This window comes from Amycolatopsis sp. lyj-109, assembly GCF_046548995.1.
Classification (GTDB): Bacteria; Actinomycetota; Actinomycetes; order Mycobacteriales; family Pseudonocardiaceae; genus Amycolatopsis.
Genome location: NZ_JAJPWR010000015.1, coordinates 187,535 through 212,187, shown reverse-complemented (window position 1 = coordinate 212,187; position 24,653 = coordinate 187,535). Strand labels below are relative to the sequence as shown.

Annotated in this window: 25 protein-coding genes and 2 riboswitches; of the genes, 10 read left to right on the top strand and 15 right to left on the bottom strand. The window is 71.0% G+C overall.

The genetic code is table 11. The features are described from left to right. Positions 1-163: 163 nt before the first annotated feature. The 6 genes from ACLJQF_RS31020 to ACLJQF_RS30995 form a co-directional block, all read right to left on the bottom strand. A complete protein-coding gene (locus tag ACLJQF_RS31020) occupies positions 164-829 on the bottom strand; it encodes a DUF4190 domain-containing protein (protein ID WP_410613869.1) in 666 nt (221 codons plus the stop codon). Positions 830-1,134: 305 nt separating this feature from the next. Then, positions 1,135-2,088: a hypothetical protein gene (locus tag ACLJQF_RS31015; RefSeq protein WP_410613868.1), complete on the bottom strand. Its 954-nt coding sequence runs from the start codon at positions 2,086-2,088 to the stop codon at positions 1,135-1,137. Beyond that, on the bottom strand, positions 2,085-2,561 hold the full coding sequence (locus tag ACLJQF_RS31010; RefSeq protein WP_410613867.1) for a DUF6932 family protein: 477 nt from the start codon (positions 2,559-2,561) through the stop codon (positions 2,085-2,087). Before ACLJQF_RS31010 ends, ACLJQF_RS31015 begins: the two co-directional genes overlap by 4 nt. A gap of 57 nt (positions 2,562-2,618) precedes the next feature. Beyond that, positions 2,619-3,026, bottom strand: a complete 408-nt coding sequence (locus tag ACLJQF_RS31005) for a hypothetical protein (RefSeq protein WP_410613866.1) — start codon at positions 3,024-3,026, stop codon at positions 2,619-2,621. Between the two features lie 14 nt (positions 3,027-3,040). Further along, a complete protein-coding gene (locus tag ACLJQF_RS31000) occupies positions 3,041-3,772 on the bottom strand; it encodes an OmpA family protein (RefSeq protein ID WP_410613865.1) in 732 nt (243 codons plus the stop codon). Between the two features lie 458 nt (positions 3,773-4,230). Further along, positions 4,231-5,046 (bottom strand): SGNH/GDSL hydrolase family protein, encoded by an 816-nt coding sequence (locus ACLJQF_RS30995; protein WP_410613864.1) that lies wholly within the window; start codon positions 5,044-5,046, stop codon positions 4,231-4,233. A gap of 268 nt (positions 5,047-5,314) precedes the next feature. On the opposite strand from ACLJQF_RS30995, the gene ACLJQF_RS30990 reads away from it, so the two are divergent. Continuing rightward, on the top strand, positions 5,315-5,974 hold the full coding sequence (locus ACLJQF_RS30990) for a DUF3159 domain-containing protein (RefSeq protein ID WP_410613863.1): 660 nt from the start codon (positions 5,315-5,317) through the stop codon (positions 5,972-5,974). A gap of 110 nt (positions 5,975-6,084) precedes the next feature. On the opposite strand, the gene ACLJQF_RS30985 is transcribed toward ACLJQF_RS30990, so the two are convergent. Together ACLJQF_RS30985 and ACLJQF_RS30980 are read right to left on the bottom strand one after the other, a co-directional pair. After that, on the bottom strand, positions 6,085-7,041 hold the full coding sequence (locus ACLJQF_RS30985; protein ID WP_410613862.1) for an N-acetylglucosamine kinase: 957 nt from the start codon (positions 7,039-7,041) through the stop codon (positions 6,085-6,087). Then, on the bottom strand, positions 7,038-8,084 hold the full coding sequence (locus tag ACLJQF_RS30980; RefSeq protein ID WP_410613861.1) for an SIS domain-containing protein: 1,047 nt from the start codon (positions 8,082-8,084) through the stop codon (positions 7,038-7,040). The genes ACLJQF_RS30985 and ACLJQF_RS30980 overlap by 4 nt, the downstream gene beginning before the upstream one ends. 148 nt (positions 8,085-8,232) lie before the next feature. Here ACLJQF_RS30980 and ACLJQF_RS30975 point away from each other — a divergent pair, with 148 nt between their 5' ends. Both ACLJQF_RS30975 and ACLJQF_RS30970 read left to right on the top strand, forming a co-directional pair. Next, positions 8,233-8,988 (top strand): GntR family transcriptional regulator, encoded by a 756-nt coding sequence (locus tag ACLJQF_RS30975; RefSeq protein WP_086846871.1) that lies wholly within the window; start codon positions 8,233-8,235, stop codon positions 8,986-8,988. A gap of 90 nt (positions 8,989-9,078) precedes the next feature. Then, entirely contained in the window at positions 9,079-10,596 is a 1,518-nt protein-coding gene (locus tag ACLJQF_RS30970; protein WP_410613860.1) for an MFS transporter, read from the top strand. A gap of 106 nt (positions 10,597-10,702) precedes the next feature. Here ACLJQF_RS30970 and ACLJQF_RS30965 read toward each other — a convergent pair whose 3' ends face one another. Further along, entirely contained in the window at positions 10,703-11,650 is a 948-nt protein-coding gene (locus tag ACLJQF_RS30965; protein WP_410613859.1) for a threonine/serine dehydratase, read from the bottom strand. Between the two features lie 147 nt (positions 11,651-11,797). Between ACLJQF_RS30965 and ACLJQF_RS30960 the strand changes: the two genes are divergently transcribed. Continuing rightward, positions 11,798-12,535 (top strand): hypothetical protein, encoded by a 738-nt coding sequence (locus ACLJQF_RS30960; protein ID WP_410613858.1) that lies wholly within the window; start codon positions 11,798-11,800, stop codon positions 12,533-12,535. 18 nt (positions 12,536-12,553) lie between these two features. On the opposite strand, the gene thiE is transcribed toward ACLJQF_RS30960, so the two are convergent. Beyond that, positions 12,554-13,213: a thiamine phosphate synthase gene (gene thiE / locus ACLJQF_RS30955; protein WP_410613857.1), complete on the bottom strand. Its 660-nt coding sequence runs from the start codon at positions 13,211-13,213 to the stop codon at positions 12,554-12,556. A 31-nt stretch (positions 13,214-13,244) separates the two neighbouring features. Beyond that, a riboswitch (TPP riboswitch) is annotated at positions 13,245-13,350 on the top strand. On the opposite strand from thiE, the gene thiO reads away from it, so the two are divergent. The 4 genes from thiO (at position 13,344) to ACLJQF_RS30935 (ending at position 15,900) form a co-directional block, all read left to right on the top strand. After that, a complete protein-coding gene (gene thiO / locus ACLJQF_RS30950; protein WP_410613856.1) occupies positions 13,344-14,417 on the top strand; it encodes a glycine oxidase ThiO in 1,074 nt (357 codons plus the stop codon). (Overlaps the previous riboswitch by 7 nt.) Further along, entirely contained in the window at positions 14,417-14,617 is a 201-nt protein-coding gene (thiS, locus tag ACLJQF_RS30945; RefSeq protein ID WP_103336358.1) for a sulfur carrier protein ThiS, read from the top strand. The genes thiO and thiS overlap by 1 nt, the downstream gene beginning before the upstream one ends. Before the next feature lies 1 nt (position 14,618). Further along, the gene (locus tag ACLJQF_RS30940) at positions 14,619-15,377 is read left to right on the top strand and encodes a thiazole synthase (RefSeq protein WP_410613855.1); all 759 of its coding nucleotides are present in this window, start codon (positions 14,619-14,621) and stop codon (positions 15,375-15,377) included. A gap of 94 nt (positions 15,378-15,471) precedes the next feature. Beyond that, on the top strand, positions 15,472-15,900 hold the full coding sequence (locus ACLJQF_RS30935) for a MarR family winged helix-turn-helix transcriptional regulator (RefSeq protein ID WP_410613854.1): 429 nt from the start codon (positions 15,472-15,474) through the stop codon (positions 15,898-15,900). On the opposite strand, the gene ACLJQF_RS30930 is transcribed toward ACLJQF_RS30935, so the two are convergent. Both ACLJQF_RS30930 and thiD (ACLJQF_RS30925) read right to left on the bottom strand, forming a co-directional pair. After that, positions 15,897-16,700 (bottom strand): ion transporter, encoded by an 804-nt coding sequence (locus ACLJQF_RS30930; RefSeq protein ID WP_410613853.1) that lies wholly within the window; start codon positions 16,698-16,700, stop codon positions 15,897-15,899. The genes ACLJQF_RS30935 and ACLJQF_RS30930 overlap by 4 nt on opposite strands. Positions 16,701-16,759: 59 nt before the next feature. Then, entirely contained in the window at positions 16,760-17,578 is an 819-nt protein-coding gene (gene thiD / locus ACLJQF_RS30925; protein ID WP_410613852.1) for a bifunctional hydroxymethylpyrimidine kinase/phosphomethylpyrimidine kinase, read from the bottom strand. A 103-nt stretch (positions 17,579-17,681) separates the two neighbouring features. Between thiD (ACLJQF_RS30925) and ACLJQF_RS30920 the strand changes: the two genes are divergently transcribed. Continuing rightward, the gene (locus ACLJQF_RS30920) at positions 17,682-18,692 is read left to right on the top strand and encodes a phosphatidylinositol-specific phospholipase C domain-containing protein (protein WP_410613851.1); all 1,011 of its coding nucleotides are present in this window, start codon (positions 17,682-17,684) and stop codon (positions 18,690-18,692) included. A 56-nt stretch (positions 18,693-18,748) separates the two neighbouring features. On the opposite strand, the gene thiD (ACLJQF_RS30915) is transcribed toward ACLJQF_RS30920, so the two are convergent. The 3 genes from thiD (ACLJQF_RS30915) to ACLJQF_RS30905 all read right to left on the bottom strand — a co-directional run bounded on the left by thiD (ACLJQF_RS30915) (position 18,749) and on the right by ACLJQF_RS30905 (position 22,248). Then, entirely contained in the window at positions 18,749-19,552 is an 804-nt protein-coding gene (thiD, locus tag ACLJQF_RS30915; RefSeq protein ID WP_410613850.1) for a bifunctional hydroxymethylpyrimidine kinase/phosphomethylpyrimidine kinase, read from the bottom strand. Next, a complete protein-coding gene (gene thiC / locus ACLJQF_RS30910; RefSeq protein WP_410613849.1) occupies positions 19,549-21,183 on the bottom strand; it encodes a phosphomethylpyrimidine synthase ThiC in 1,635 nt (544 codons plus the stop codon). The genes thiD (ACLJQF_RS30915) and thiC overlap by 4 nt, the downstream gene beginning before the upstream one ends. Continuing rightward, positions 21,177-21,298: riboswitch (TPP riboswitch) on the bottom strand. It overlaps the preceding gene by 7 nt. A gap of 38 nt (positions 21,299-21,336) precedes the next feature. Continuing rightward, entirely contained in the window at positions 21,337-22,248 is a 912-nt protein-coding gene (locus ACLJQF_RS30905) for a S1C family serine protease (protein ID WP_410613848.1), read from the bottom strand. A gap of 201 nt (positions 22,249-22,449) precedes the next feature. Between ACLJQF_RS30905 and ACLJQF_RS30900 the strand changes: the two genes are divergently transcribed. Continuing rightward, on the top strand, positions 22,450-24,615 hold the full coding sequence (locus ACLJQF_RS30900; RefSeq protein ID WP_410613847.1) for a glycoside hydrolase family 15 protein: 2,166 nt from the start codon (positions 22,450-22,452) through the stop codon (positions 24,613-24,615). Positions 24,616-24,653: the final 38 nt, after the last annotated feature.

Sequence of the window (24,653 nt, the reverse complement as noted above, 5' to 3'; positions counted from 1 at the left end):
GTGCCGGCTGAGCCCTAGGGGAGGGGCAGGCGGAGACGCCGGTGCCAGGCTCCGCGCGGGAAACTCCTCGCGGGGCCCGGAGTCGCCAGGAGCGGCTCGTGGCGGCCCGGCCGGCCGAGATGGGGGTAGGCCGGCCGGTCGCCAGGCGGGGTGCCGCGCCCGCTCAGCCGACGTTCGCCGTGCAGAGCGCGATCGTCGTACCGTTGTTTTCCGCGACCTTCTTGCCGTCGACGAGAATGGCGCAGCCGATTTCGTTGGTGACCGTCGCATTGCGGGTGTCCGCGGTGAGCGTCAGCAGGTAGGAGCCATTGTTGTAGGACGCCTGCCCCTGCCAGGCGTCGGTGCTGGCGGGCGCGATTTCGGTGCGCTGGTCGTTGAGGCTGCCGTAGCGCACGGTCGCGCCGCCGGCGGAGGTGACCTGGAAGGTCACGGAGTGCTTGTCGGCGGCGACCGCGGGCAGGTGCAGCCCGGCCTCGCCGCCGTCGAAGAAGGTCGAATACAGCAGCATCCCGGCCGTGGTGAGCAGCGCGGCGGCCGTGACGCCGGTGGCGGTGATCGCCACCCCGCGGTCGCCCACGGTGCCCTTCTTGACCTGGACCAGCCCGGTGACCGCGAGGACGAGCCCGATCCCGCCCAGCGGCCACGCGACGAACTCGATGTCCGGCACGAAGGTGACGACAAGTGCGGCCAAGCCGAGCAGCAGGCCGACGATCGCCAGGATGTTCCGCGCGGGCCTCGCATTGGCTTGACGACGCTCCGTGGCCGTCACCGGCGGTGCGGGCCGGCCGTGGCGCGCGGTGGCCGGCGGGTACTGCGGGTCGGTCATCATGCGAACCCCTTCGGGTGGGAGTGCGACGACGTTAACCCATAAGTGTGGCCCAGAACGAAATTGTTACATTCTGGAAAAAGTCATTGTCCCACCATTTGCGGCCAGGTGTCGATATTTCCTGACATCGCGGGCATGGCGTGGCCCGGTGATCAATGGGAAGAATATCGGAGTTCCCACTGTTCGACGCGGCCTTTTGCGACCTCGCAGCCGGTATCGTAAATACCGTACGGGCAGCTTGGCACCACCGTGAGGCCTACGACGACCGTCGGTACAGCGTTCAAGACGAAAGTCGCATAACGGACTTCTCAGTCGAAAAGGCTGACTTCCGGGGTGATTTCGAGGAGCTCGAAGACGGGGCGGCCGCGACGGCCGTCGATCGTCGTCGTGCGCACGACGCGCAACCGGGCGGTCACCGGGCGGTCGAGGTTCTCCTTGATCTCGTCGAGCAGGTCCGGCGCCACCGCGCCCTGGATCGTGCCGCCCGACTCGCGGTCGAGGTTCTCCTTGATCTCGTCGAGCAGGTCCGGCGCCACCGCGCCCTGGATCGTGCCGCCCGACTCGCGGTCGAGGTAGAAGATGCGCCGCCGGGTGCGGACGCCGTCGAGCCGGCCGCGGACCGTCTCGTAGCCGACCTCCTCGCGGGACTCGCGGAGGCTGCCCTGCAGGATCCGCGCCTGCTCGGTGGTCATGCTGCGGGTGACCTGCTCGCCCGCGGTCGGCGTCAGCGCCATCCCGATGCCGGCGTTCTTCGCGACGGCGTTGACGATGTCGCTCACCGCGTTGCGCACGGTGTCGCGCTGCAGCAGCACGGCGTCGAGCGCGCCGTCGTCGGAGCCGTTCGCCGGCAGGAAGTCGCACAGTTCCTTGACCGCGCGCTCGGACAGCGTCTCGATGCCGTCGACGATCAGGGCGTCGTCGGCCAGCGGCTCCGGGAAGCCGAAGAAGATCGCGTTGCCCGCCTGGCCGCGCTGGATCAGCGGCGCCTTGTCCCGGTCGGTCTGCTGGACCTGGGTGACCTCGCCGGACGGGTTCCGGATGATGTGCCCGATCTTCGCCGTCGCGTCCTGCAGGGCGCGGCTGATGTCGGAGAAGGTGTAGGCGTCGATGGTCTGCTCGCCGATCACCGAGACGTGCAGCAGCGGTGCGCGGGACGTCCGCTCGAACTTGGCGTTGGCCGCCATCGCCGAGGCGCGGGCCAGGTCGTCGAGCCACGTGCCGCCGGGGATCTCGTCGGCGATGCGCCGGAACTCGTTCCTCACCAGATCATCTCCGGGTAGCCCCTGCCGCCTTCGGCCCAGACCTCGGCCCACACGTCTTCGTCGCCGGGCCGGCACAGGAAGCCGTCCAGCATGCCGCCGACCGGCTGCACCTGGTCGAGGTACATCGCCGGCTGCCCGACGATCACGCCGCGCAGCGTGAGCAGGCCGTAGAGCGCGGACCGGCCGGCGTCGTCGAGCCGCTTGAGCGCGCCCCACTCGTCGGGGATGAGGACGACGTCGAGGCTCTGCGGTGGGTGGGCGGTCCGGGTGATGAGCTCGCCGCCGATCCAGGCGCGGCCGGACGGGATGATCCGCCGGGCGACGCCGAGGTAGCTGTTGAGCGCGCTGAACAGGATCTCGCGGTCGTTCTGGTGCGGGGCGTCGAACACCAGGCGTTCGTAGACGTCGGCGAGATCACCCGCGTGCCGGCCCGGCGGCAGGACCTGCTGCGGCGTCCAATGGGGGAGCGCCACTCCACCCCCTCCTCAGCCCTCGCTCACAGTGCGTAGCCGAACTTACCAGGATGGGTGTCAGCCACCGCGCCCAGGCTGGTGCGGCCACTGCGGGGCCTCTTCGGCCTCCGGCCAGGCGGGCTCTTCTTCGGTGGGCCAGTCCTCGGCCTGCGCCCCGCGCTGCGGCGGCAGCGGCAAGTGCCCTTCACGGTGGCCCACGGGCTCGGCTTCTTCTTCGTCGTCGGGTACGGCCAATCGCCGATCGGGAGCGTGCTGGGCCCAAGCGGCCGGGATGAACTGCGTCTGCTCCGTCGAGAGCGGTGGCGGCGGCTCGTACCGCGGCTCTTCTTCGAGGTCTTCGTCCGGTCCGGGTTCCGGCCCGGCCTTGGGACGTCGAGCGGCGCGCAGCACGAGCCACGAGGTGAGCGCGCCGAAGGCGAAGGCGACGATCAGCCACAGCCAGATCTGCCCGAACAGCCAGAACATCAGCTCATCACCCCTCAAACGACCGTGATCTCGACACGCCGGTCTTCTTCGCCACCGGTGGCGGGCCGGGTGTCGCCCAGCCCCCGGTAGGTCACGCGCTTGGCCGCCAGCCCGTTGGTGGTGAGGATCCGCGCGACGGCCCGGGCGCGGTCCCGGGAGAGCTTGAGGGCGGCGCTCTCACTGCCCGGTCCTCGCGCGACGTGCCCGGTGACGCGGTACCGGAAGCCGGCGGGCGCCTTGGCGAGAGCGATCGCGACGCTGCGCGCGGCCTGCTCGCCTTCGGGGGTGAGCTTCGCCGTGTCGGGCTCGAAGGCGATGGGCACCTCGGTGAGCATCCGATCGATCTCGGCCTGCACGCCGGCCTTGTCGGTGGGAGGCGGAGCGGTGGTGCTGGTGGTCGGCGGCGGCGGCGGGCTCGTGGTGGGTGCCGGCGACGGAGGGCTCGTGACGGTGCTCGGCGCCATGGGCGTGACATCGCCGTCGACCTGGGCGGCCCGGACACCGTCGACGCTCTGCACGACTTCGAGGGCTCTCAGCGCCTGGCCGGGCGGGAAGCCGCTGAGGGTGGCGTCCCGGCCGTCGAAGCGGACATCCCCGGTGGGCAGGCCGGCCTGGAAGAGCGCCGCCTGGGCTCGCGCGGTGAGGTCACGCTCGAGTTTCCCGGACTGAGTCCAGGTGGCGACCCCCGCGAGCAGCGCTGTGACCAGCACCGCAACCGGGACCACGAGGATCCAGCGCTGACGCATAAAGGGACTGTAAGCCGGGGCTGGCGGGTTGGCGAGCTGAATCCGGGTGGCGATCCACAAGTTGTCCCCAGCCGAGTCGACATGTGGACAACTCGGGGGATCGTGATCGTTCGGCCACTTTCCGTCGGTAGTGGTCGCTAGGCTGGAGACCGGGGGGCGCAGCCCCACGCAAAGTCCCGCCTTCGCGGCCGCGCTCAAGCCGAGATGGGCCCGCGCCGTGTCTTGAATGACTCATTCAGGGCGTCGGAGGTCCTGAATGAGTCATTCAAGACACCCGTGGTCGGGGTTCACCCGGGCTGACGCCTCGAACGGGCCCGGCTTGGTGTTGGGGCCAGTCGAGGCGGAGCGGACGCGCCTGCCGGGGCGCCGGTGGCTGTCGCCGGCGTGCCTGACGGCGGAAGGGGCGCCGAGGTAGCAGGCTCACGGAGCCGAAAGCTCACCGAGCCAAAGCAGCGGCCTCAGCTCGCCTGCTGCTGCCGGGGCTGGTCCGGCACCTCGAGCACGTCCAACGGCGCAAACGGCGCCAGCTGCGGCCGCTTCGGCGACAACCCGTCCCCCATCGACTCGCCCCGCAGCTGCCGCCGGATCCACGGCAGCAGGTGCACCTTCGTCCACGTCAGATCCGACCGCCGCGAGTCGATCCACCGGCTGGGCGTCTCCTGCAGCGGCCACGGCTCGCGCCAGTCCGTCTCCAGCGGAATGCCCAGGACCTCCGCCGCCCTCAGGGCGATGCGGTGGTGGGCTTCCGGGGAGAAGTGCAACCGGTCGTCGCTCCAGGCTCGGCGGTCGTGCAGGGGGCCCATCGTCCACAGGTCGACCATGCGGGCTCCGTGGCGCTCCGCGATCGCCCACAGGTTCGTGTTGTAGATGGCCACCTTGCCGCGCAGGACCGACATCACCGACAGGACCTTCGTGTCCGGGCCGTTGAACATCAGCACCGGGATGCCCGCCTCGCGCAGCTTCGCGACGCCCTCCTCCAGGCGCTCGGTGACCGCGTCGACGTCCGCTCCCGGCACGATGATGTCGTTGCCGCCCGCGCAGAGCGTGACCAGGTCGGGCTTCAGTTCCAGGGCGATCGGCAGCTGCTCGTCCAGGATCTCGTCGAGCATCTTGCCCCGCAGGGCCAGGTTGGCGTACCGGAAGTCCTGGCGGCCGGCCGCCAGGACCTCGGCCAGCCGGTCGGCCCAGCCGCGGAAGGAGCCGTCCGGCAGGTCGTCGTTGAGGCCCTCGGTGAAGCTGTCACCGAGGGCTACGTAGCTGTCGATTCCGAACACGTTGGGTCCCCTTCCCATCCTGCGACCGACACACCCCGACATGTAGTTGTACACCTCAACTAACCGTCGGCCGCAAACCCGCTCCACCCCCGGGCGTTCAGCCTGCGGTAACAGTGTCTTATCTTGTCGGCCTTCTGCGCCTCTCTATTACGCAGTCTTCACCTTCGGCATGCCGTGAAACAGCACACTGGGAGGCAAACCCGGCACCCGATGTGGCGAAAATCTCCCTCCCCGGGGCCTGCCGGACGCGATCCGGCAGGCTGGACACGTGTCCGGAGAACCCCGTGAATCGCTCGCGCAGATCCTCGGTGGCCGCCGGGGCGCGCTCGACGCCAGCATCCCGCCCGTCGGCTTCGTCGCCGGCTGGCTCGCCGCCGGTCAATCCGTCGCCTGGGGTGCCGGTGCCGCCGTCGTGGTCGCCGTCGCGGTTGGGATCTTCCGGATCGCCGGCGGTGGCAAGGTCCGCGCGCTCGTCGTCAGCCTGGCCGCCGTCGTCGCGGCCGCGCTGATCGCCCTGCACACCGGCCGTGCCCAGGACTTCTTCCTGCTGCAGCTGATGTCCAATGTGGCCAGCGCCCTGCTCTGGGCGGCCAGCATCGTCGTGCGCTGGCCGCTGCTCGGCGTCGTCGTCGGCCTGCTGCTGGGCCAGAAGACGCGCTGGCGCCGCGACGCCGTGCTGCTCAAGGCCTACTCGCGGGCCAGCTGGGTGTGGGTGCTCCAGTACACGCTGCGCGTGGTCGTCTACGGCCTGCTGTGGTCGGCAGGCCAGGTGCTCGCGCTCGGCGTCGCCCGCACAGTGCTGTCGTGGCCGCTCGTCGCGCTGACCGTCGCGGTCAGTGGCTGGGTGCTCTACCGGGCGTTGCCGCCGGAGCATCCCGGCCTGCGCCTGGCTCCGGAAACCCGCTCGGACGACGTACCCGGGGCATAAGGCGGCCCCCGGCGAGGGGGGAGGGTCCGGGGGCCACTGCCTACGGTACCCGGACTACCCGGGTTCAGTCGACGGTTTCGCGTCTTTGCGCCGCGTTTTGCTCAATATCCTTACGCCCGGGGTCTCGGTGTCCCCTCGCCGAAGGCGTCCACGGCGGCCAGCCACGCCGCTCCGAGGACGCCATCGCAGCTGGTCAGCACCTCGAGGCCGGTCAGGCGGCGGCGCACGAGCTCGCCGACCGGGCTGGTGCCGGTCAGCACGGAGCCGACGAGCACGACCGGGGTCGATTCGCCGGGCTCGCGCGCCGCGAGGGCGTTCTCGGCCAGGTGCCCGGCCGCGCGGGCGACGATCTCCCGGGCCGCCGGCTCGTCCGCGTCGTGCGCCGCGCTCACCAACGGGGCGAACCGGGCGAGCCGGACCGGCGCCTCCGCGTTGGCAGCCGTGATCAACGCCCGGGACGCGGCCAGCCGCCCGGCGTCGCCGTCGACGTCCAAAGCGGACGGTCCGAGTGCGGCGGTGAGCACCGCCGACGGGAGCCCGTCGAGCGGCAGCCCGCGGCCCAGTGCCTCCAAAGTGGAGCGGACGGCTTCGCGGCCGAGCCAGAACGCGGATCCTTCGTCGCCGAGCAGCCAGCCGTAGCCGCCGGTCGTGCCCGCGAGACGCCGCCGGCGGATCCGGCCCACGATCGAGCCGGTGCCGGCGACGACGACCGTCCCGTCCGGTGCCGGGGTCGCCGACGCGTACGCCACTTCGGCGTCGGCGACGGTCCGGACCGCGCAGGTGAGGCCGATCCGCGCCCACGCCGCGGCGAAGACCGCCGCCACGCCCTGGTCGCTCAGCTTGCTGACCCCGGCCATGCCGACGACGCACGCCCGCACCGCACGGGGGTCGTGGCTGCCGAGCGCCGCGGTGATCACGCCGGCGATCCGGCCCGCGGCGACCTCGGGCGCGTGCGCGTTCGGGTTGGCTCCTTCGCCGCGTCCGGTGCCCAGCACGACGCCGGCGGCGTCGACCAGTGCGGCCCTGGTCGACGTTCCACCGGCGTCGACGCCGATCGCGAAGCTCACCTCGTCTTGGTCACCTTCAGGAGGCCACGCGGGCTGTCCGGGTCGCCGCCGCGGGCCAGCGACAGGCCGAGCGCGATCCGCTGGATCGGCAGGATCTCCAGGATCGGCGCCAGCTCCTCGACCGTCGGCGCGACGTCGATGCGCAGCGCCGCGGGCACCTCGGCGGCGGCCGAACCGACCGCGAGGACGTCCGCGCCGCGCTTGCCGACGGCTTCGAGGACCTCGTGCATCGCCTGCCCGCCCTGGCCGTTGCTGGTCACCGCGAGCACGGCGGTCTCGCCGTCCACCGCCGCGACCGGGCCGTGCAGCAGGTCCGCGCCGCTGTACGCGCGGGCGGCGAGGTAGCTGGTCTCGGCGAGCTTGAGCGAACCCTCCAGCGCGCTGGCGTAGGAGTAGCCGCGGCCGGTGGTGAGGACCCGGTCCACGAAGCGGTACCGGTCGACCGCGCGCTGCACGCCCTCCTCGGCGCCGTCGAGGGTCTGCTGCGCCAGCTCGCCGATCTTCTCGGCGTCGGCCGCCTTGCCGCCGCGCACCGCGTCGATCAGCAGGTACAGCGCCATCAGCGTCGCGGAGTACGTCTTGGTGGCCGCGACGGCCTTTTCGACGCCCGCGCCGATGTCGACGCCGAGCTCGGACGCCGCCCGCAGCGGCGAGTCCGGCGTGTTGGTGACCGACACCGTCAGCGCGCCCTGGCGCCGCGCCGTTTCGGTGACCTCGATCAGGTCGGGCGAGCCACCGCTCTGGCTGACCGTGACGAACAGCACGTCCCGCAGATCGGGCCGGGCGCCGTACAGCGTCGCCGTGGACGGGGAAACCAAACCAGCCGGAAGGCCGAGAAGTACCTCTATCAGGTACTTCGCATACAACGCTGCGTGGTCGCTCGATCCACGCGCGGCGAGCAAAGCGAACCGCGGAGGGCGTTGTGAGATCTTTTCCGCCACTTCGGCGATTTCCGCCTGACGCGCCACCAGTCCGGCCAGGACCTCCGGCTGCTGGGCGATCTCCGCGGCCATGTGTGCGCCGGGCCGTTGTTCGGTCATCATTTTCCTCTCCACCTCCGGCATTATGTACCGGACTCAGGCGGCGTCGGTCAGGTCTAGACCAATGTTATAGGGGCGGCGCGTTTGGGGAAAAGGGTACGTTTCTTACGGGGACGTGGCGTGCGATGAGGGAAGACATAGGGAGCCGGGCATGTTGGAGACCACCACCACGGGCGAGGCGGGCGCCGTCGCCGGGATGCGCGGGCAGCGCGAGCCCAAATACTGGGCGCTGAAACAGCACCTCCTCGACCTGCTGGACGTGCTGCCGCCGGGGTCGCCGATCCCGACCGAACGCGCGCTGGCCGGGGAGTTCACGGTCTCCCGCACCACCGTGCGCCAGGCGCTGGCCGACCTGACCGCCGAGGGCCGGCTGCACCGGGTGCAGGGCAAGGGCACCTTCGCCGCCGAGCCGAAGCTCGCCCAGCGGCTCCAGCTGTCCTCCTACACCGAGGACATGCGCAAGCAGGGCCTGAAGCCGTCGTCGAAACTGTTGGAAGTCGAGGAAATGCCGGTCGAGGGCGACCTCGCGAAGCTGCTCGGAATCCGGACCGGCGCGAAAATCCTTCGCCTTCGACGGCTTCGACTGGCGGACTCGCAGCCGATGGCGCTCGAGACGACGCACCTGCCGCTCGGCCGGTTCCGCGGGCTGCGCAAGCACGTCTCGGCCGGCGGTTCGTTGTACGCCGTTCTACGCGAGCACTACGGCGTCGAACTCGAACGCGCGGAAGAAACGATCGAGACGTCGCTGGCGGGGCCGCAGGAAGCGGAGATGCTCGGCGCGGACGTCGGCATGCCGGTGCTGATGCTGACCCGCCACTCGTTCGCCACCGACGGCAAGCCGGTCGAGTTCGCCCGCTCGGTCTACCGCGGCGACCGCTACAAGTTCGTGACGACGCTGCTGCCCTGACGTCGTGAGTGGTAATTCGGGTTCTAACCCGAATTACCACTCACGACAGCCGGGTTGACGGGGGTCCGCGGTCAAGGTGAAGGTGACCGGGTGACTGCCACTGAAGACACCGGGATCCGCTGGGGGACCGGCGCCGCGCGCGGTGTCCTCGCGACCACCATCCTCGGCTCCGGCATGGCGATGCTCGACGGCACGATCGTCAACGTCGCCCTGCCCCGCATCGGCGCCGAGCTGAACGCGTCCGTGGCGGGGCTCCAGTGGATCCTCGACGGCTACCTGCTGGCGCTCGCCGCACTGATCCTGGTCGCCGGTTCGCTCGGCGACCGGTACGGCCGGCGCCGCATGTACCTCGTCGGAGTCATCTGGTTCGGCGTCGCGTCCGGGCTGTGTGCCGCGGCGACGTCCACCGAAATGCTCGTCGCGATGCGGATCCTGCAGGGCATCGGCGGCGCCCTCCTGACGCCCGGGTCGCTCGCGATCCTCCAAGCGTCCTTCGCGCACGACGCCCGCGCCCGCGCGATCGGCGCCTGGTCCGGCCTCGGCGGCATCGCGGCCGCCGCCGGGCCGCTGCTCGGCGGCTTCCTCGTGCAGGTGTGGTCGTGGCGGCTGGCGTTCCTGATCAACGTGCCGATCGCGGTCGCCGTGGTGCTGATGGCGCGGAAGTTCGTCCCCGAATCCCGCGACCCGGACGCCACCGGGCACCCGGACTTCGGCGCCGCCGCCCTCGGCGCCCTCGGCCTGGCCGGGATCACCGGCGCGCTGGTGGAGGCGCCCGCCCGCGGCGTCGGCGACCCGCTCGTGCTGGGCGCGGGCCTGCTGGGGATCGCCGGGCTGGCCGGGTTCGTCCTCGTCCAGCACCGCTCGCACGAGCCGCTCGTGCCGCCGTCGCTGTTCCGCGACCGCACGTTCACGCTCTCGAACGCGCTGACCTTCGTCGTCTACGCGGCCCTCGGCGGCGTGATGATGCTGCTGGTCATGCAGCTGCAGGTCTCGCTCGGCTACTCGCCGACCGCGTCCGGGCTGGCCGGGCTGCCGCTGACGGTGATCATGCTGCTGCTCTCCGGCCGCTCCGGCGCGCTCGCGCAGCGCATCGGCCCCCGCACGCAGCTGGTGGTCGGGCCGATCGTCGTCGGCATCGGGATGCTGCTGATGCTGCGCATCGCGCCCGGCGCGTCCTACTTCGGCACGGTGCTGCCCGCGGTGGTGGTCTTCGGGCTCGGCCTGGCGACGGTGGTGGCCCCGGTGACCGCGACGGTGCTCGCCGCGGCCCCGGACCGCTACGCCGGCGTCGCGTCCGGCGTCAACAACGCCATCGCCCGCTCGGGCGGCCTGCTGGCGGTCGCGGTGCTCCCCGCCGCGGCCGGGCTGACCGGCGAGGCGTACACCGACCCGGTCGCGCTGACGGCGGGCTGGCGGACGGCGCTGATCATCTGCGCGGCCCTGGCCATCGCGGGCGGGCTGATCGCGCTGGGCATCCACAACGGCGTCCTCGCACCGCCCACCGGCCCCGAATCCGACGAGAGTCCGCACCTGGGCGAGTGCTACCACTGCGGCGTCGAGGGCCCGCCGACGCACATCCGCCGGGGCTCCTCCGTCGCCGGCTCCTAGCCCGAGCGCCCCAATGTGGCCTTCGGTGCGCTAGACGCACCCAAGGCGGCCTTCGGTGCGCCAGACGCAACCAAGGCCGCCTTGGGGCGCTTGAGGCGGGTGCTGGTCAGGCGAGGATCTCGGCGAACAGGGCCGGGTCGGCGTTGCCGCCCGAGACGAGCACGACCGTCTTGCCGGCCGGCAGCTCGTCGGCGTGGGACAGGTACGCCGCCATCGTCACCGCGCCGCTGGGCTCGGCGACCAGCCGGGCCTGGCGGGCGAGGACGCGCACGGCCTCGCGGATCTCGTCTTCGGTGACCGTGACCATCTGGTCGACGACTTCCCGCAAATGGGCGAAGGTCAGTTCGGACGGCTGCGAGCGCAGGCCGTCGGCGATCGTGCGGGCGCGGTCGGCCTGCGGCCACCGGACCAGCCGGCCCTGCCGCAGGCTGTCGGCGACGTCCGCGGCCAGCGCGGGCTCGACGCCGATCACGCGCGCCCGCGGGCACCGGGCCTTGAGCGCGGTGCCGACGCCGGCGGCCAGCCCGCCGCCGCTGATCGGGACGAGCACGACCTCGACGTCCGGCAGGTCCTCGGCGATCTCCAGGCCCGCCGTGCCCTGCCCGGCGATGATGGCCGCGTCGTCGAACGGCGGGACGAGGGTCAGCCCGCGTTCGGCGGCCAGTTCGTGCGCTTTGGCCTCGTGCTCGCCGATCGGGACCTCGACGACCTCGGCGCCGTACGAGCGGGTGGCCTCGACCTTGATCCGCGGCGCGACGTCCGGCACGACGATCACCGCGGGCACGCCGTACCGCTGCGCCGCGTACGCGACTGCCTGCGCGTGGTTGCCGCTGGAGTACGCGATGACGCCGCGGGCGCGGGCCGCGTCGTCGAGGGCGGCGATGGCGTTGAACGCGCCACGCACCTTGAACGCGCCGACCGGCTGCAGACTTTCGGGTTTGAGCCACAGGGTCTTGCGGGGATCCCAGGTCTGGAGCAGCAGGGGTGTGCGCACGGCGACATCTTGGACGCGCTTCGCGGCGGACTCGATGTCAGAGATCGTCACCAGTTCCATGTGCCGAGTATGTCAAGAAAACGTTCGGTTTGGAGTGTCTACTGTGGACAGACGGAGTGGTCCTCCTCACGCTGCGGCAACGAGGGGAGTCACTCGCGCGCCTTACACGTTGGACAGGGGAGAACACGGACTACCCAGAACGGGATCATGACCAAGGAGAACGTAGCGACTTCGGAAGAGAAGGAAGAGAAGTCGGGCCTGCGGATCGCGCAGGTCCTGGCGGCGGCGCTGGCGGCGGTCACCGCGGCCCTGCTCGGTTCGACACTGGGTGTGGCCGGCACGGTGGCCGGCGCCGGCGTCGCGAGCGTGGTGTCGACGGTCGGCAGCGAGCTGTACCTGCGCTCGCTGCAGCGCACTCGCGAGGCGGCGCTCAGGGCGCGTCAGCTGGCGACGTCGGGGATCCGGCGGCGCGGGCCGGCGGAGGCGCCCGTGGACGTGGACATCACCGAGCAGCCGACGGTCCAGCTGAAACCGCCGGAGGTCGAGCCGTCGCGGCTGTCCGCGCGGCTGAAGAAGCTGCGCTGGCCGTTGATCATCGGTACGAGCGTGGCAGCGTTCGCGGTGGCGATCCTGTCGATCGTCGGCTTCGAGTCGGCCACGGGCACCCCGATCGGCGGCGGGACGGGCTCGAGCATCGGCAAGATCTTCACGGGCGGGTCCGGCCACGAGGACAAGACGCCATCGACGACCCCGCCGACCTCGACGAACGACACCCAGGTGTCCCCCACGGAGACGACGGAGACATCGACCCCGCCGACGACGTCGTCCGAAACCCCGGCGACCAGCACCCCGAGCACGACGACGGACCAGCCGTCGACCTCGGCCCCGGCCACCACGGCGACCCCGCCGACCAGCAAGGGCGCCGCGGCGACGCCCACGCCGTGAAGTCCATGAGGGTGCCCCTCAGGGCAGGCGGGCTCGCAGCTCCCGCGCCGCGGCCTCGGGGTCTTCGGCCTCGGTGATCGCCCGGACCACCACGATCCGGGACGCCCCCGCCTCCAGCACCGAAGGCTGCCGCGGCCCGTCGATGCCGCCGATCGCGAACCACGGGCGGTCGGGGGTCCAGGCCGCCGTCGCGCGCACCAGGTCCAGGCCGGGCGCGGGGCGGCCCGGCTTCGTCGGCGTCGGCCAGCACGGGCCCGTGCAGAAGTAGTCCACCCCGGGCTCCGCGGCCGCCGCGAGGGCCTGGTCGAGCGAGTGCGTCGAGCGGCCGATCACCACGTCGTCGCCCAGGATGCGGCGGGCCAGCGGGACCGGGATGTCGTCTTGGCCCAGGTGCAGCACGTCCGCGCCGACCGCCAGCGCCACGTCGGCGCGGTCGTTCACCGACAGCAACGCGCCGTGCCGGGCGCACGCTTCCGCCAGCACCTCCAGCGCCGCGATCTCGCCGGCCGCCTCCAGGGCCCCCGTCTTGTCGCGCAGCTGGATGATGTCGACGCCGCCGGCCAGGGCCGCGTCGGCGAACGCGGCCAAGTCACCGCGCGCCGTGCGGGCGTCCGTGCAGAGGTACAGGCGCGCCGAATCGAGGCGGGCGCGGATCTTGTCACCGGAAAGGGCGGGCATAGCGGGGACCGTACCGCGCGCGTTAGGGTGGAGTCGTCCGCACGGGAGCCCGAGGCACGGGCTGAGAGGGAGCTGCCGCTCCGACCGTGGAACCTGATCCGGGTCATGCCGGCGCAGGGAGCGTGATTCCATGACGAACCTGGCAGTGGTGGGCGGCGGCGTGATCGGCCTGTCCGCCGCGTGGCGAGCCGCCGCGAAAAACCACCAAGTCACCCTGTACGACCCCGAACCCGCCCGCGGCGGGGCGTCCTGGCTGGCCGGGGGCATGCTCGCTCCCGTCACCGAGGCCTGGCCGGGCGAGGAGGACGTCCTCCGCCTCGGCGAAGCGTCGCTGAAACGCTGGCCGGATTTCGCCCGTGACCTCGAAAAAGAGGGCGTCGACCCCGGGCTGGCCGGGCACGGGACGCTCGTCGTCGCCTTCGACAGCGCCGACGCCGGCCACCTGGACATCCTGGCCGGCCACCTGCACGAGCTCGGCCGCGCGGCCGAGCGGCTCACCGGCCGGGAGGTCAAGCGGCTCGAACCCGGCGTCGGATCCGTCCGAAGTGGACTGCGCGTGCCCGGTGACCTGGCCGTGGACAACCGGAAACTGCTCGACGCGCTGTACGCGGCCTGCACCGGGCAAGGCGTCCGGTTCGTCCGCGAACGCGTCGAGGAACTCCCGGACGCCGAAGCCGTCGTGCTCGCCGCGGGCGCCTGGACCGGGCGGCTGCACCCGCTGCTCGCCGACGCCGTCCGCCCGCTCAAGGGCGAAATCCTGCGGCTCAGGCCCCGCCGCGGCTGCCTGCCGCCGCCCACGCACACCGTCCGGGCCCTCGTCGAAGGCCGGCCGATCTACCTCGTCCCGCGCGGCGACCAGGAGCTCGTCCTCGGCGCCACCCAGTACGAGGCCGGTTTCGACCAGGCCGTCACCGCCCGCGGCGTGCGCGAGCTGCTCGACGGCGCCGAGCGCGTCTTCCCCGCGATCACCGAGTACGAGCTGACCGAGATCGCCGCCGGCCTGCGGGCCGGCAGCCGGGACGCGCTGCCGTACCTCGGCGCCTTGGACGGCAGGGTTTTTGCCGCGACCGGGCACCACCGCAACGGCCTGCTGATGGCCCCGGTGACCGCGGACGCCGTGGTCGCCTGGCTCGAGGGGGACGAGCCGCCCGAGGACACCGCGGCCGCGTCCCCCGCCCGCCTGCACCAGAAGGAGCACGTGTGATGGAGATCAAGCTCAACGGCGAGTGGACGGCGTTCCCGGACGGCGCGACCGTCGCCGACGTCCTCGACGCCACCGGCGGGCAGCGGCCCGGCATCGCCGTCGCGGTCGACGGCGTGGTCGTCCGCCGGGCCGACTGGGCTGCCACCGCCGTGCCCAAGGGGGCGGGCGTCGACGTGCTCACCGCGGTCCAAGGAGGCTGAAATGGACGAGGAACCGCTGGTCATCGGCACCTGCAAGCTGACGTCCCGGCTGATCATCGGCACCGGCGGCGCGGCCAACCTCGCCGTCCTGGAACGCGCTCTGGTGGCGTCCGGCACCGAGCTGACCACGGTCGCCATGCGCCGCGCCGACGCCGAGGGCGGCTCCGGTGTCCTCGAACTCCTCAACCGGCTCGGCATCGAGCTGCTGCCGAACACGGCGGGCTGCCGGACGGCGGCCGAAGCCGTGCTCACCGCGCAGCTCGCGCGCGAGGCGCTGGGAACCGACCTGATCAAGCTCGAGGTGCACGCCGACGACCGGACGCTGCTGCCGGACCCGTTCGAGACCCTCGACGCTGCCGAGCGGCTGGCCGCCGACGGGTTCACCGTGTTCGCCTACACGAACGACGACCCGGTGCTCGCGCTGCGCCTGGAGGAGGCCGGCTGCGCCGCGGTGATGCCGCTGGGCGCGCCGATCGGCACCGGCCTCGGCATCCGGAATCCGCACAACATCGAGCTGATCGTGTCGCGGGCGGGCGTCCCGGTGATCCTGGACGCCGGAATCGGCACGGCCTCGGACGCGACGCTGGCGATGGAGCTCGGCTGTGCCGCCGTGCTGCTGTCCACCGCCGTCACCCGGGCGGCCGATCCCGAGCGGATGGCCGCGGCGATGCGTTCGGCCGTCGTTGCCGGACGCCTGGCCCGCGAGGCCGGGCGGGTGCCGCAGCGCTTCTGGGCGAAGGCGTCGAGCCCACCCCGGTGAACCAGGGTTGGTAACACCGACCGTAACCGCGAACCCGTAAGGTGGACGGCATTTCCGGCGCACCCGCGGCGGGGCAGGGCAGAAGGAGCCAGCCGTGACGAGCACATCGGTCCAGGACGTCTCGGGCAGGTTGTACCTCGCCGTGGGCAGGCTGTCCCGGTCACTGCGGCAGGCGGGCGTGCCGGGGCCGGGCCACGGCGCCATCTCGGCGCTGGCGACGCTGGTGCACGCGGGTCAGCTCCGCCTCGGCGACCTCGCGGCCAAGGAGGGCGTGGCCGCGGCGACCATGTCGCGGATCATCGCGTCCCTGGTCGAGGCTGGCTACGTCAGCCGCGAGTCCGACCCGGTCGATCGGCGGGCGTGGCTGGCGAAGGCGACCGAAGAGGGCGAGCGGCTCGTGTCCGGCGTCCGGTCGACCCGGGTGCAGGAGCTCAACCGGCGGCTCGACCGGCTCTCGCCCGACCACCGGGACGCGCTGCTGGCGGCGCTGCCGGCGCTCGAGGCCCTGATCGCGGACGACTAAGCCGCTTTCTGCCGCAGTTCGGCGAGCTCCGCGCGCAGGGCACGAAGCTCGTCGAGGATTTCCTGGTTCGCGGCGGCCTGCGCTTCGGCCTGCTTCGCCTCTTCCTCGCGGATGTCCTGGCGCAGCTCGTCCTCCATCCCGCTGACCACGACGGCGATGAACAGGTTCAGCACCGCGAAGCTCGACACCAGGATGTAGACGACGAAGAAGATCCAGGCCATCGGTGCCTGTTCCATGATCGTCTTCGCGATGTCCGGCCACGCCTCGCCGGTCATCACCTGGAACAGGGTGAACAGCGACGTGCCGAGGTCGCCGAAGTCGCCGGGGTCGATGGTGCCGAACAGCTTCGTCGCCATCACCCCGGCCACGAAGATGATCAGCCCGAGCAGCGCGGCGATCGAGGCCATCCCGGGGATCGCGGCGAGCAGCCCGGAGACGACCTTGCGCATCGACGGCACGACGGAGATCAGCCGCAGGACACGCAGCACGCGCAGCGACCGCAGGACCGCGAACGGCCCGGTCGCCGGGATCACCGCGATGCCGACCACCAGCAGGTCGAAGACGTTCCAGTTGTCGCGGAAGAAGCTGCCGCGGTAGGCGTAGAACTTCGCCAGCAGCTCGGCGACGAAGATGCCCAGCGCGAGGTGGTCGAGGACGTGCAGGAGGCCGCCGTAGCCGTCCATGAGCGACGTCGACGTCTCCATGCCGAGGGTGACGGCGTTGAAGACGATCACGGCGATGATGAAGTTCTGGAAGCGGCGGCCCTCGAGGACCTTCGTCATCCGCTCGCGCCCGGTCAAGGCCGCCCCCTGCTCAGTTCAAGGATGAGTAAACGCAGGGATGGTAACCGGGTGGGTACTCAGCGCTCCTCGGCAGCCAGCCGCCAGAAGGCCGAGACCGGGCCGACCTTCGCGCCCATCGGATACGCGTGCTCGACCGCGTGCGACACGAACCACTTGCCGTAGCGCGCGGCCTCCACCACCGACATCCCCTTCGCCAACCCCGCCGTCAGCGCCGACGCCATCGTGTCGCCCGCGCCGTGCGTGTGCGGGGTCGCGTACCGCCGGCCCGGCAGCTCCACGAACGTCGAACCGTCGAACAGCAGGTCGACGCACTCCGGGTCGGCCTGCAGGTGACCGCTCTTGACCAGGACGTACCGGGGGCCCATCCGGTGCAGCACCACCGCCGCGGTGTGCATGCCCTCGCGGTCCTTCACCGTCATCCCGGTGAGCAGCCGGACCTCGTCGAGGTTCGGCGTCAGCACGGTCGCGCGCGGTAGCAGCTCGTCGCGCAGCGCGTGCAGGCCGGCCTCGTCGAACAGCGGGTGGCCGTGCATCGACGCCGCGACCGGGTCGACGACGAACGGGATCTTCTCGTTCCGCCCGATTTCGGCGTTGTCGCACGCCGCGGCGACGGCGTGGATGATCTCGGCCGAGGCCAGCATGCCGGTCTTCGCCGCGCCGACGCCCATGTCCGCCGCCACCGCCTCGATCTGCCCGGCCACGATGTGCGGCGGCAGATCGGCGCGGTCGTGCACGCCCAGGGTGTTCTGCACGGTGACGGCGGTGACCGCGACCAGGCCGTGCACGCCACAGGTCAGGAACGTGCGCAGGTCCGCCTGCAGGCCGGCGGCACCGCCGGAGTCCGACCCGGCGATGGTCAACGCCGAAGGGATCATGGTTTTCCCGACTTCTGGTCTAGGCCAATCGGCCGCTTTTGCTTCATCAACAGTCAACCACGGTGGGACATTGTGAACGTTACTCACGTTCGAAGGAGCCTGGATGAAGCTCTTCTCGGTGGCACTCCTCACGGCCGCGCTCACGCTCTCCGGGGCGACCGCCGCCAACGCCGACAGTCCCAAGCTTTCCCACGTCACGACCGTCGGTGTGCACAACACCTACGACCCGGCGGCCTACGACTACCTGGCTCGCGCGCTCGACGCCGGGTCGTCGCTGATCGAGCTCGACGTCTGGCCGGACTTCTTCACCCACGAATGGAAGGTCAGCCACTCGAACCCGTTGGGGAACAACAACAACTGCGTCGCGGCGACTTCGGCGTCGCAGCTGTACTCGGGCGGGAAGAACAAGAACCTCGAGTACTGCCTCGACGACATCCGGATCTGGCTGGCCGCCCATCCCGGGCACACGCCGGTCACGTTGAAGCTCGAGATGAAGACGGGCTTCTCGGACAACACCGGCATGGGGCCGGACGAGCTGGACGCCACGTTCCGGGCGCACCTCGGCAGCGTCGCCTTCCGGCCGGCCGAGCTGCTCGGGAGCTACGGCACGCTCGACGACGCGGCCAAAGCGGACAACTGGCCGTCCGTGGACGCGTTGCGGGGCCGGGTGATCACCGAGATCATCCCGGGCACGGTCGAGGAGGGGAACCCGACCGACACGCTCAAGACCGACGTCGAGTACGCGCGCTACCTGGTCGGCCTCAAGAACGTGGGCAAGCTCGGCGACGCGAACATCTTCCCGACCGTGCACGGCGCGGCCGGGGGTGACCCGCGGGACAAGTACACCGCCGACCTCAAGCCGTGGTTCGTGGTCTTCGACGGCGACGCGAACGCGTGGGTGACCCAGACCGGGCCGTGGTGGTACGACGCCAACCACTACTACGTCGTGATGACCGACGGGCAGAACGTCGCGCCGGCCATCGACGGCCACAACCCGACGGTCGACCAGGCCAACCAGCGCGTCGCCGACCTGGCGAAGCAGCACGCGTCGGTGGTCACCGCGGACTGGACCGGGCTGACGACGGTCCTGCCGCAGGTACTCGCGCGCGGCTAAGACAGTCTGCCGCGGTCCTCGTGAGTGGTAATTAGGGTTCTAACCCTAATTACCACTCACGACAAGTGCGGTAGGACCCAGAACGGGGAGACGGGGCCGACACCCGCACCCAGCGGGTAGGCCTCCGCCACGCACCTCTCGATGAACTTCTTCCCCGCGGCGACGGCGTCCGGCACCGAGGCGCCCTTCGCCAGCGATGCCGTGATCGCCGACGCCAAGGTGTCGCCGCCGCCGTGGGTGTTCTCCGTCTCGTAGCGCGGGCCGCTGAGGGAGATGTACTCACGGCCGTCCGAGAGCAGGTCGACGCACTCGGTCGTCCCCTGCATGTGGCCGCCCTTGACCAGGACCCACTGCGAGCCGAACTCCAGCAGGGCCTCGGCGGCGGTCCGCTGCGAAGCCGCGTCGACCACGGAAACACCCGTCAGCAGCCGGACTTCGTCGAGATTCGGCGTGATCAGCGTCGCCCGGGGGAACAGCTCCGTGCGGATCGCCTCCAGTGCGTCCTCGCGCAGCAGGGCGTGTCCCGTCATCGACGCCGCCACCGGGTCGACCACGAACGGGAAAGGCCCGACCTCGTCCAGGGTCTTCGCGACCGCGCGGATGATCTCCGCCGTCGCCAGCATGCCCGTCTTGGCCGCGTCGACGCCCATGTCCGACGCCACCGCCTTGATCTGCGCCGTGACCACGTCGGCGGGTATCTCTGTGAAACCCTGCACGCCCAACGAGTTCTGCACGGTGACCGCGGTCAGCGCGACCAGTCCGTGCACTCCGTGCGCGAAGAACGTCCGCAGGTCGGCCTGGATGCCCGCACCACCGCCGGAGTCCGAGCCGGCGATGGTGAGGGCGGTCCGTGGGGTCATTGCCCCACCACGGGCAGGTAGACCTTGCCGCCGGACTCGGAGAACTCCGCCGACTTCGAAGCCATGCCGGCCTCGATGGCCTCCACAGTGGACAGTCCGTGTTCCTCCGCGTACTTGCGGACGTCCTGCGTGATCCGCATCGAGCAGAACTTCGGGCCGCACATCGAGCAGAAGTGCGCGGTCTTGGCCGGCTCGGCGGGCAGGGTTTCGTCGTGGAACGAACGCGCGGTGTCCGGGTCCAGCGACAGGTTGAACTGGTCGTTCCAGCGGAACTCGAACCGCGCCTTCGACAGCTCGTCGTCCCATTCCTGCGCGTACTTGTGCCCCTTGGCCAGATCCGCGGCGTGCGCGGCGATCTTGTACGTGATGACGCCGGTCTTGACGTCGTCGCGGTTGGGCAGGCCGAGGTGCTCCTTCGGCGTCACGTAACACAGCATCGCCGTGCCGTACCAGCCGATCTGCGCCGCGCCGATGGCCGACGTGATGTGGTCGTACGCCGGCGCGATGTCCGTCGCGAGCGGGCCGAGGGTGTAGAACGGTGCTTCACCGCAGAGCTTTTCCTCGAGCTCCACGTTTTCCTTGATCTTGTGCATCGGCACGTGGCCGGGGCCCTCGATCATCACCTGGACGTCGTGCGAACGCGCGATGTGCGTCAGCTCACCGAGGGTCTCCAGCTCGGCGAACTGGGCGCGGTCGTTGGCATCGGCGATCGAGCCGGGGCGTAGGCCGTCGCCGAGGGAGAACGTGACGTCGTACTGCCGGAGGATCTCGCAGAGTTCCTCGAAGTGCGTGTACAAAAAGGACTCCTGGTGGTGCGCCAGGCACCACGCGGCCATGATCGAGCCGCCGCGGCTGACGATGCCGGTGACGCGCCGCGCGGTCAGCGGGATGTAGCGCAGCAGCACGCCGGCGTGCACGGTGACGTAGTCGACACCCTGTTCGCACTGCTCGATGATGGTGTCGCGGTACACCTCCCACGACAGCTTTTCCGGTTCGCCGTCGACCTTTTCCAGCGCCTGGTAGATCGGCACGGTGCCGACCGGTACCGGCGAGTTGCGGATGATCCACTCCCGCGTTTCGTGGATCCGCTTGCCGGTGGAGAGGTCCATGATCGTGTCGGCACCCCAGCGGGTCGCCCACACCATCTTGTCGACCTCTTCCTCGACCGACGACCAGACGGCCGAATTGCCCATGTTGGCGTTGATCTTCACCAGGAAGTTCTTGCCGATGATCATCGGCTCGGCCTCGGGGTGCTTCCGGTTGGCCGGGATCACCGCGCGGCCGCGGGCGACCTCGTCGCGCACGAATTCGGGCGAAACCCGTTCCCTGGCGGCGATGTACTCCATTTCCCGGGTGATGACGCCCTGTTTGGCCCACCCGAGCTGGGTGTTGTGCTCACGTCCGTCGGCCCAGCCGGCGCGCAGCCGGTGAAGTCCACTGTGGACGTCGATCTCGACCTCCGGGTCCGTGTACGGGCCAGAGGTGTCGTAGACGTCGAACTGCTCACCGTTGGAGAGATCGATCCGCCGGACGGGGACGCGGAGCCCGGATTCGGTCTGGTTGTACGCCTTGTGCGAGCCGGTGATCGGTCCCGTGGTCACGGAGACGTCCTTGTTTTCCAGCGTCGTCAACGACTTTCACTCCCTACGCCGGCATTACCCGGTCAGGTTCATGCGGTCGGTGACGCCTGCGAAACGCAAGTCACCCTCTCAGCCCGCCATGGCGCGAGCTCCCGCGTTGGTGTTGTGTCCCCGACCATGCCACGCCGACGCGCGATACTCAAGTCAGCCGACCAACTCTGCCGGGGTGGCGTAGACGTCGACCATGGCGCCGTTGCGCAGCACGGTGATCGGCAGTGCGGTGCCGATCACTTCCGCGAACAGCTGCCGCTGGATGCCTTGGGCGTCCGACACGCGGGTGCGCCCGACGGTCAGCACGAGGTCGCCGGCCTTGAGTCCCGCCCGGTCGGCGGGACCGCCGGCGACGACTTCGTGCACCCGCAGTCCGGCGTTCTGCCCGGTGCGCCCGGCGACGTCGTCCGGCAGCGGCGCGGGCACCCCGACGACGCCGAGGTACGCCCGCCGCACGCGGCCCTCGACGACGAGCGTGTCGATGATCCGCCGCGTCGTCGCGTTGATCGGCACGGCGAGCCCGAGGCCGAACCCGGCGACGGCGGTGTTGATGCCGACGACCCGGCCGGCGGAGTCGGCGAGCGCGCCGCCGGAGTTGCCGGGGTTGAGCGCGGCGTCGGTCTGGATGACGTCCTCGATCACGCGGGTGGTGCGCCCCTGCCGCACCGGCAGCGCCCGCCCGAGCGCGCTGACGACCCCGGCGGTGACGGTCCCGGAGAACCCGAGCGGGTTTCCGACGGCGACGACGAGCTGCCCGACGACGAGCCGATCGGCGTCGCCCAGCACCGCGGCGGCCGGCGTCGCGCCCCGGGCGCGCAGCACGGCGAGATCGGACAGCGGATCGGCCCCGACGACGTCGAAGGGCACCTCGCTGCCGTCGGCGAAGGTGGCGACCCCGCGCCGGTGGTCGCTGACGACGTGGGCGTTGGTGAGCAGGTGCCCGTCCTCGGCGAAGACGACGGCCGAGCCGCTGCCGCGCGCGAGCTGGACCCCGGCGACGTGCGGGGTGACGGTCTTCGCGACGGTGCTGACCGCGCGCGAGTAGGCGTCCATCGCCTCGTCCATGGCAGCCCCCGATTACACCGTTGCAGGTAATACAATTCTGCGCCCGGTTCGGCGGGAACTCCGTTCGCTGTCCGTGAACCGGCGGCCGGACCAGTGACGGTCAGTGGTTCACCGGATCGGACCATGCGCCGGTGAAGAATCGGCGGCAGACTCCCAAGTCGCTTCTGTAACGGTGCAGAAGCGATCTTCTGTGGGGTTGATATGCGAAAACTCATCTTCGGCGCCCTCGCCGGGCTGCTGGTCACCGGCCTGATCCCGGCGACCGCGGCGGCGCAGGGTGAGGCTCCCGGAACGCCCGGGGCCCATCCCAGCTGGCTACCCGCGAACAAGACCGGGTTCGGGACCGCGCACGACCGGTCCAGCAACGTCTGGTTCACCCTCCAGGGCGGGCAGCTGTCCGAGGTCTACTACCCGGACCTGTCGACACCGAGCGTCCGCTCGATGAACTTCGTCGTCACGGACGGCCGCAGCTTCGCCGTCACCGACTACTCGGCGAAGTCGCAGCAGGTGCGGCGGACCGACGACGACAGTTTGGTTTACGAGCAGACCAGCACCGACGACCAGCACCGCTGGCGCCTCCGCAAGACCTACGTCACCGACCCGGCCGCCACGACCGTGCTGGTCGACGTCGACTTCCAGTCCCTCACCGGGCGGCCCTACCAGCTCTACGCGGTCGCCGACCCGGACCTCACCAACGACGGCTCCGACGACTCGGCCGCCCGCGCACGTGACGCCGTCACCGCGCAGGACGCCTCGAACGCCGCCGCGCTCACCGCGAAGCCCGCGTTCACGAAGACCAGCGTCGGCTACGCGGGCGCGTCCGACGGGAACACGCAGCTCGCCAAGACCTTCAAGCTCGCCACGTACGACACCGCGACCAAGGGCAACGTCGTGCTGACCGGGCAGACGAACGCCGACGGGCTCCGGAACCGGCACGTCACCCTTGCCCTCGGCATGGGCGCGAAGGCCGCCGACGCGCTTGGAAATGCACAGGCGTCGCAGCGGCGCGGCGTCCGGGACATCACGCGCGCGTACGACCGCGGCTGGCAGCAGTACCTGCGCGGCATCAGCAGGCCGCCGTCGTCGCTGAAGACGGGCGCCGAGCGCGACCTCTACCAGGCGTCGATGCTGACGCTCGCCGCGAGCGAGGACAAGCACCACCCGGGCGCCTTCATCGCGTCGCCGAGCATGCCGTGGCGGTTCGGGAACAACGACCCGGAGTGGTCGCCGTCCGGCACCTACCACCTCGTCTGGCCCCGTGACCTCTACCAGATCGCGACCGGCCTGGCCGCCGGCGGCGACACCGCCGCCGCGAACCGCGCCGTCACCTACATGTTCGGCACGCAGCAGCAGCCCGACGGGCACCTGCCGCAGAACAGCCGGGTCGACGGCGTGCCGTACTGGACGTCGATCCAGCTCGACGAGACGGCGTTCCCGATCGTGCTCGCCCAGCAGCTCGGCCGGAACGACCTGTGGCCCGGCGTCCGCAAGGCCGCCGACTTCGTCCTCGGGTACCAGGGGCCGAACGGGCAGCCGGCGCCGTACACCCAGCAGGAGCGCTGGGAGGAGCAGGACGGCTGGTCCCCGTCGACCATCGCCTCGGTGATCGCCGGGCTCGTCTGCGCCGCCGACATCGCCTCGCACAACGGCGCGGCCGCCGACGCCGCCCGGTACCTCGCCGCGGCCGACAAGATGAAGGCCGACCTGCCCAAGCAGACGATCACCACGAACGGGCCGCTGTCGAAGGACCCGTACTTCGTCCGGCTCACGAAGGACGCCGACGCGAACGCCGGAACGACGTACAACCTCGGCAACTCGAGCGTGACGATGGACCAGCGCGCGGTCACCGACGCGGGCTTCCTCGACCTGGTCCGGCTCGGCATCTACCGCGCCGACGACCCGGTGATCCGCACCAGCGTGCGCGTGACGGACTCCGACATCGCCTTCACCACGCCGACCGGCCAGTTCTGGCACCGCTACACGAAGGACGGCTACGGCGAGCAGGCCGACGGGTCGCCGTGGGACTACACGTTCCCGGCGGAGAGCCGCACCACGTTCGGCCGGCTCTGGCCGCTGCTCGCCGGCGAACGCGGCGAGTACGAACTGGCGCTCGGCGATCCGTCGTCGGCCGCGCGGCGGCTGCGTGACCTCGGCCGGGTGAGCAGCTCGGCGGGGACCATGCCGGAGCAGGTGTGGGACGAGAACCCGCCGTCCGGGCAGACCGGCTTCCCGGCCGGCACGCCCACGACGTCGGCGACCCCGCTGGCCTGGACGCACGCCCAGTACGTCCGCCTCGCCTGGGACGTCAAGGCGGGCTCGGTGCTGGAGACGCCTCGCGTCGTCCGCTGCCACTTCCTCGGCTGCTGACCCGAGTCTGCCGCGGCTGTCGTGAGTGGTAATTAGGG

Excerpts from the sequence above, each read along its gene's own strand:
- ACLJQF_RS31020 (WP_410613869.1), bottom strand. The coding sequence starts at position 829 with ATGATGACCGACCCGCAGTACCCGCCGGCCACCGCGCGCCACGGCCGG.
- ACLJQF_RS31005 (WP_410613866.1), bottom strand. The coding sequence starts at position 3,026 with ATGTTCTGGCTGTTCGGGCAGATCTGGCTGTGGCTGATCGTCGCCTTC.
- ACLJQF_RS31000 (WP_410613865.1), bottom strand. The coding sequence starts at position 3,772 with ATGCGTCAGCGCTGGATCCTCGTGGTCCCGGTTGCGGTGCTGGTCACA.
- ACLJQF_RS30980 (WP_410613861.1), bottom strand. The coding sequence starts at position 8,084 with ATGATGACCGAACAACGGCCCGGCGCACACATGGCCGCGGAGATCGCC.
- ACLJQF_RS30975 (WP_086846871.1), top strand. The coding sequence starts at position 8,233 with ATGTTGGAGACCACCACCACGGGCGAGGCGGGCGCCGTCGCCGGGATG.
- ACLJQF_RS30965 (WP_410613859.1), bottom strand. The coding sequence starts at position 11,650 with ATGGAACTGGTGACGATCTCTGACATCGAGTCCGCCGCGAAGCGCGTC.
- ACLJQF_RS30960 (WP_410613858.1), top strand. The coding sequence starts at position 11,798 with ATGACCAAGGAGAACGTAGCGACTTCGGAAGAGAAGGAAGAGAAGTCG.
- thiE (WP_410613857.1), bottom strand. The coding sequence starts at position 13,213 with ATGCCCGCCCTTTCCGGTGACAAGATCCGCGCCCGCCTCGATTCGGCG.
- thiO (WP_410613856.1), top strand. The coding sequence starts at position 13,344 with ATGACGAACCTGGCAGTGGTGGGCGGCGGCGTGATCGGCCTGTCCGCC.
- thiS (WP_103336358.1), top strand. The coding sequence starts at position 14,417 with ATGGAGATCAAGCTCAACGGCGAGTGGACGGCGTTCCCGGACGGCGCG.
- ACLJQF_RS30940 (WP_410613855.1), top strand. The coding sequence starts at position 14,619 with ATGGACGAGGAACCGCTGGTCATCGGCACCTGCAAGCTGACGTCCCGG.
- thiD (WP_410613852.1), bottom strand. The coding sequence starts at position 17,578 with ATGATCCCTTCGGCGTTGACCATCGCCGGGTCGGACTCCGGCGGTGCC.
- ACLJQF_RS30920 (WP_410613851.1), top strand. The coding sequence starts at position 17,682 with ATGAAGCTCTTCTCGGTGGCACTCCTCACGGCCGCGCTCACGCTCTCC.
- thiD (WP_410613850.1), bottom strand. The coding sequence starts at position 19,552 with ATGACCCCACGGACCGCCCTCACCATCGCCGGCTCGGACTCCGGCGGT.
- ACLJQF_RS30905 (WP_410613848.1), bottom strand. The coding sequence starts at position 22,248 with ATGGACGAGGCGATGGACGCCTACTCGCGCGCGGTCAGCACCGTCGCG.
- ACLJQF_RS30900 (WP_410613847.1), top strand. The coding sequence starts at position 22,450 with ATGCGAAAACTCATCTTCGGCGCCCTCGCCGGGCTGCTGGTCACCGGC.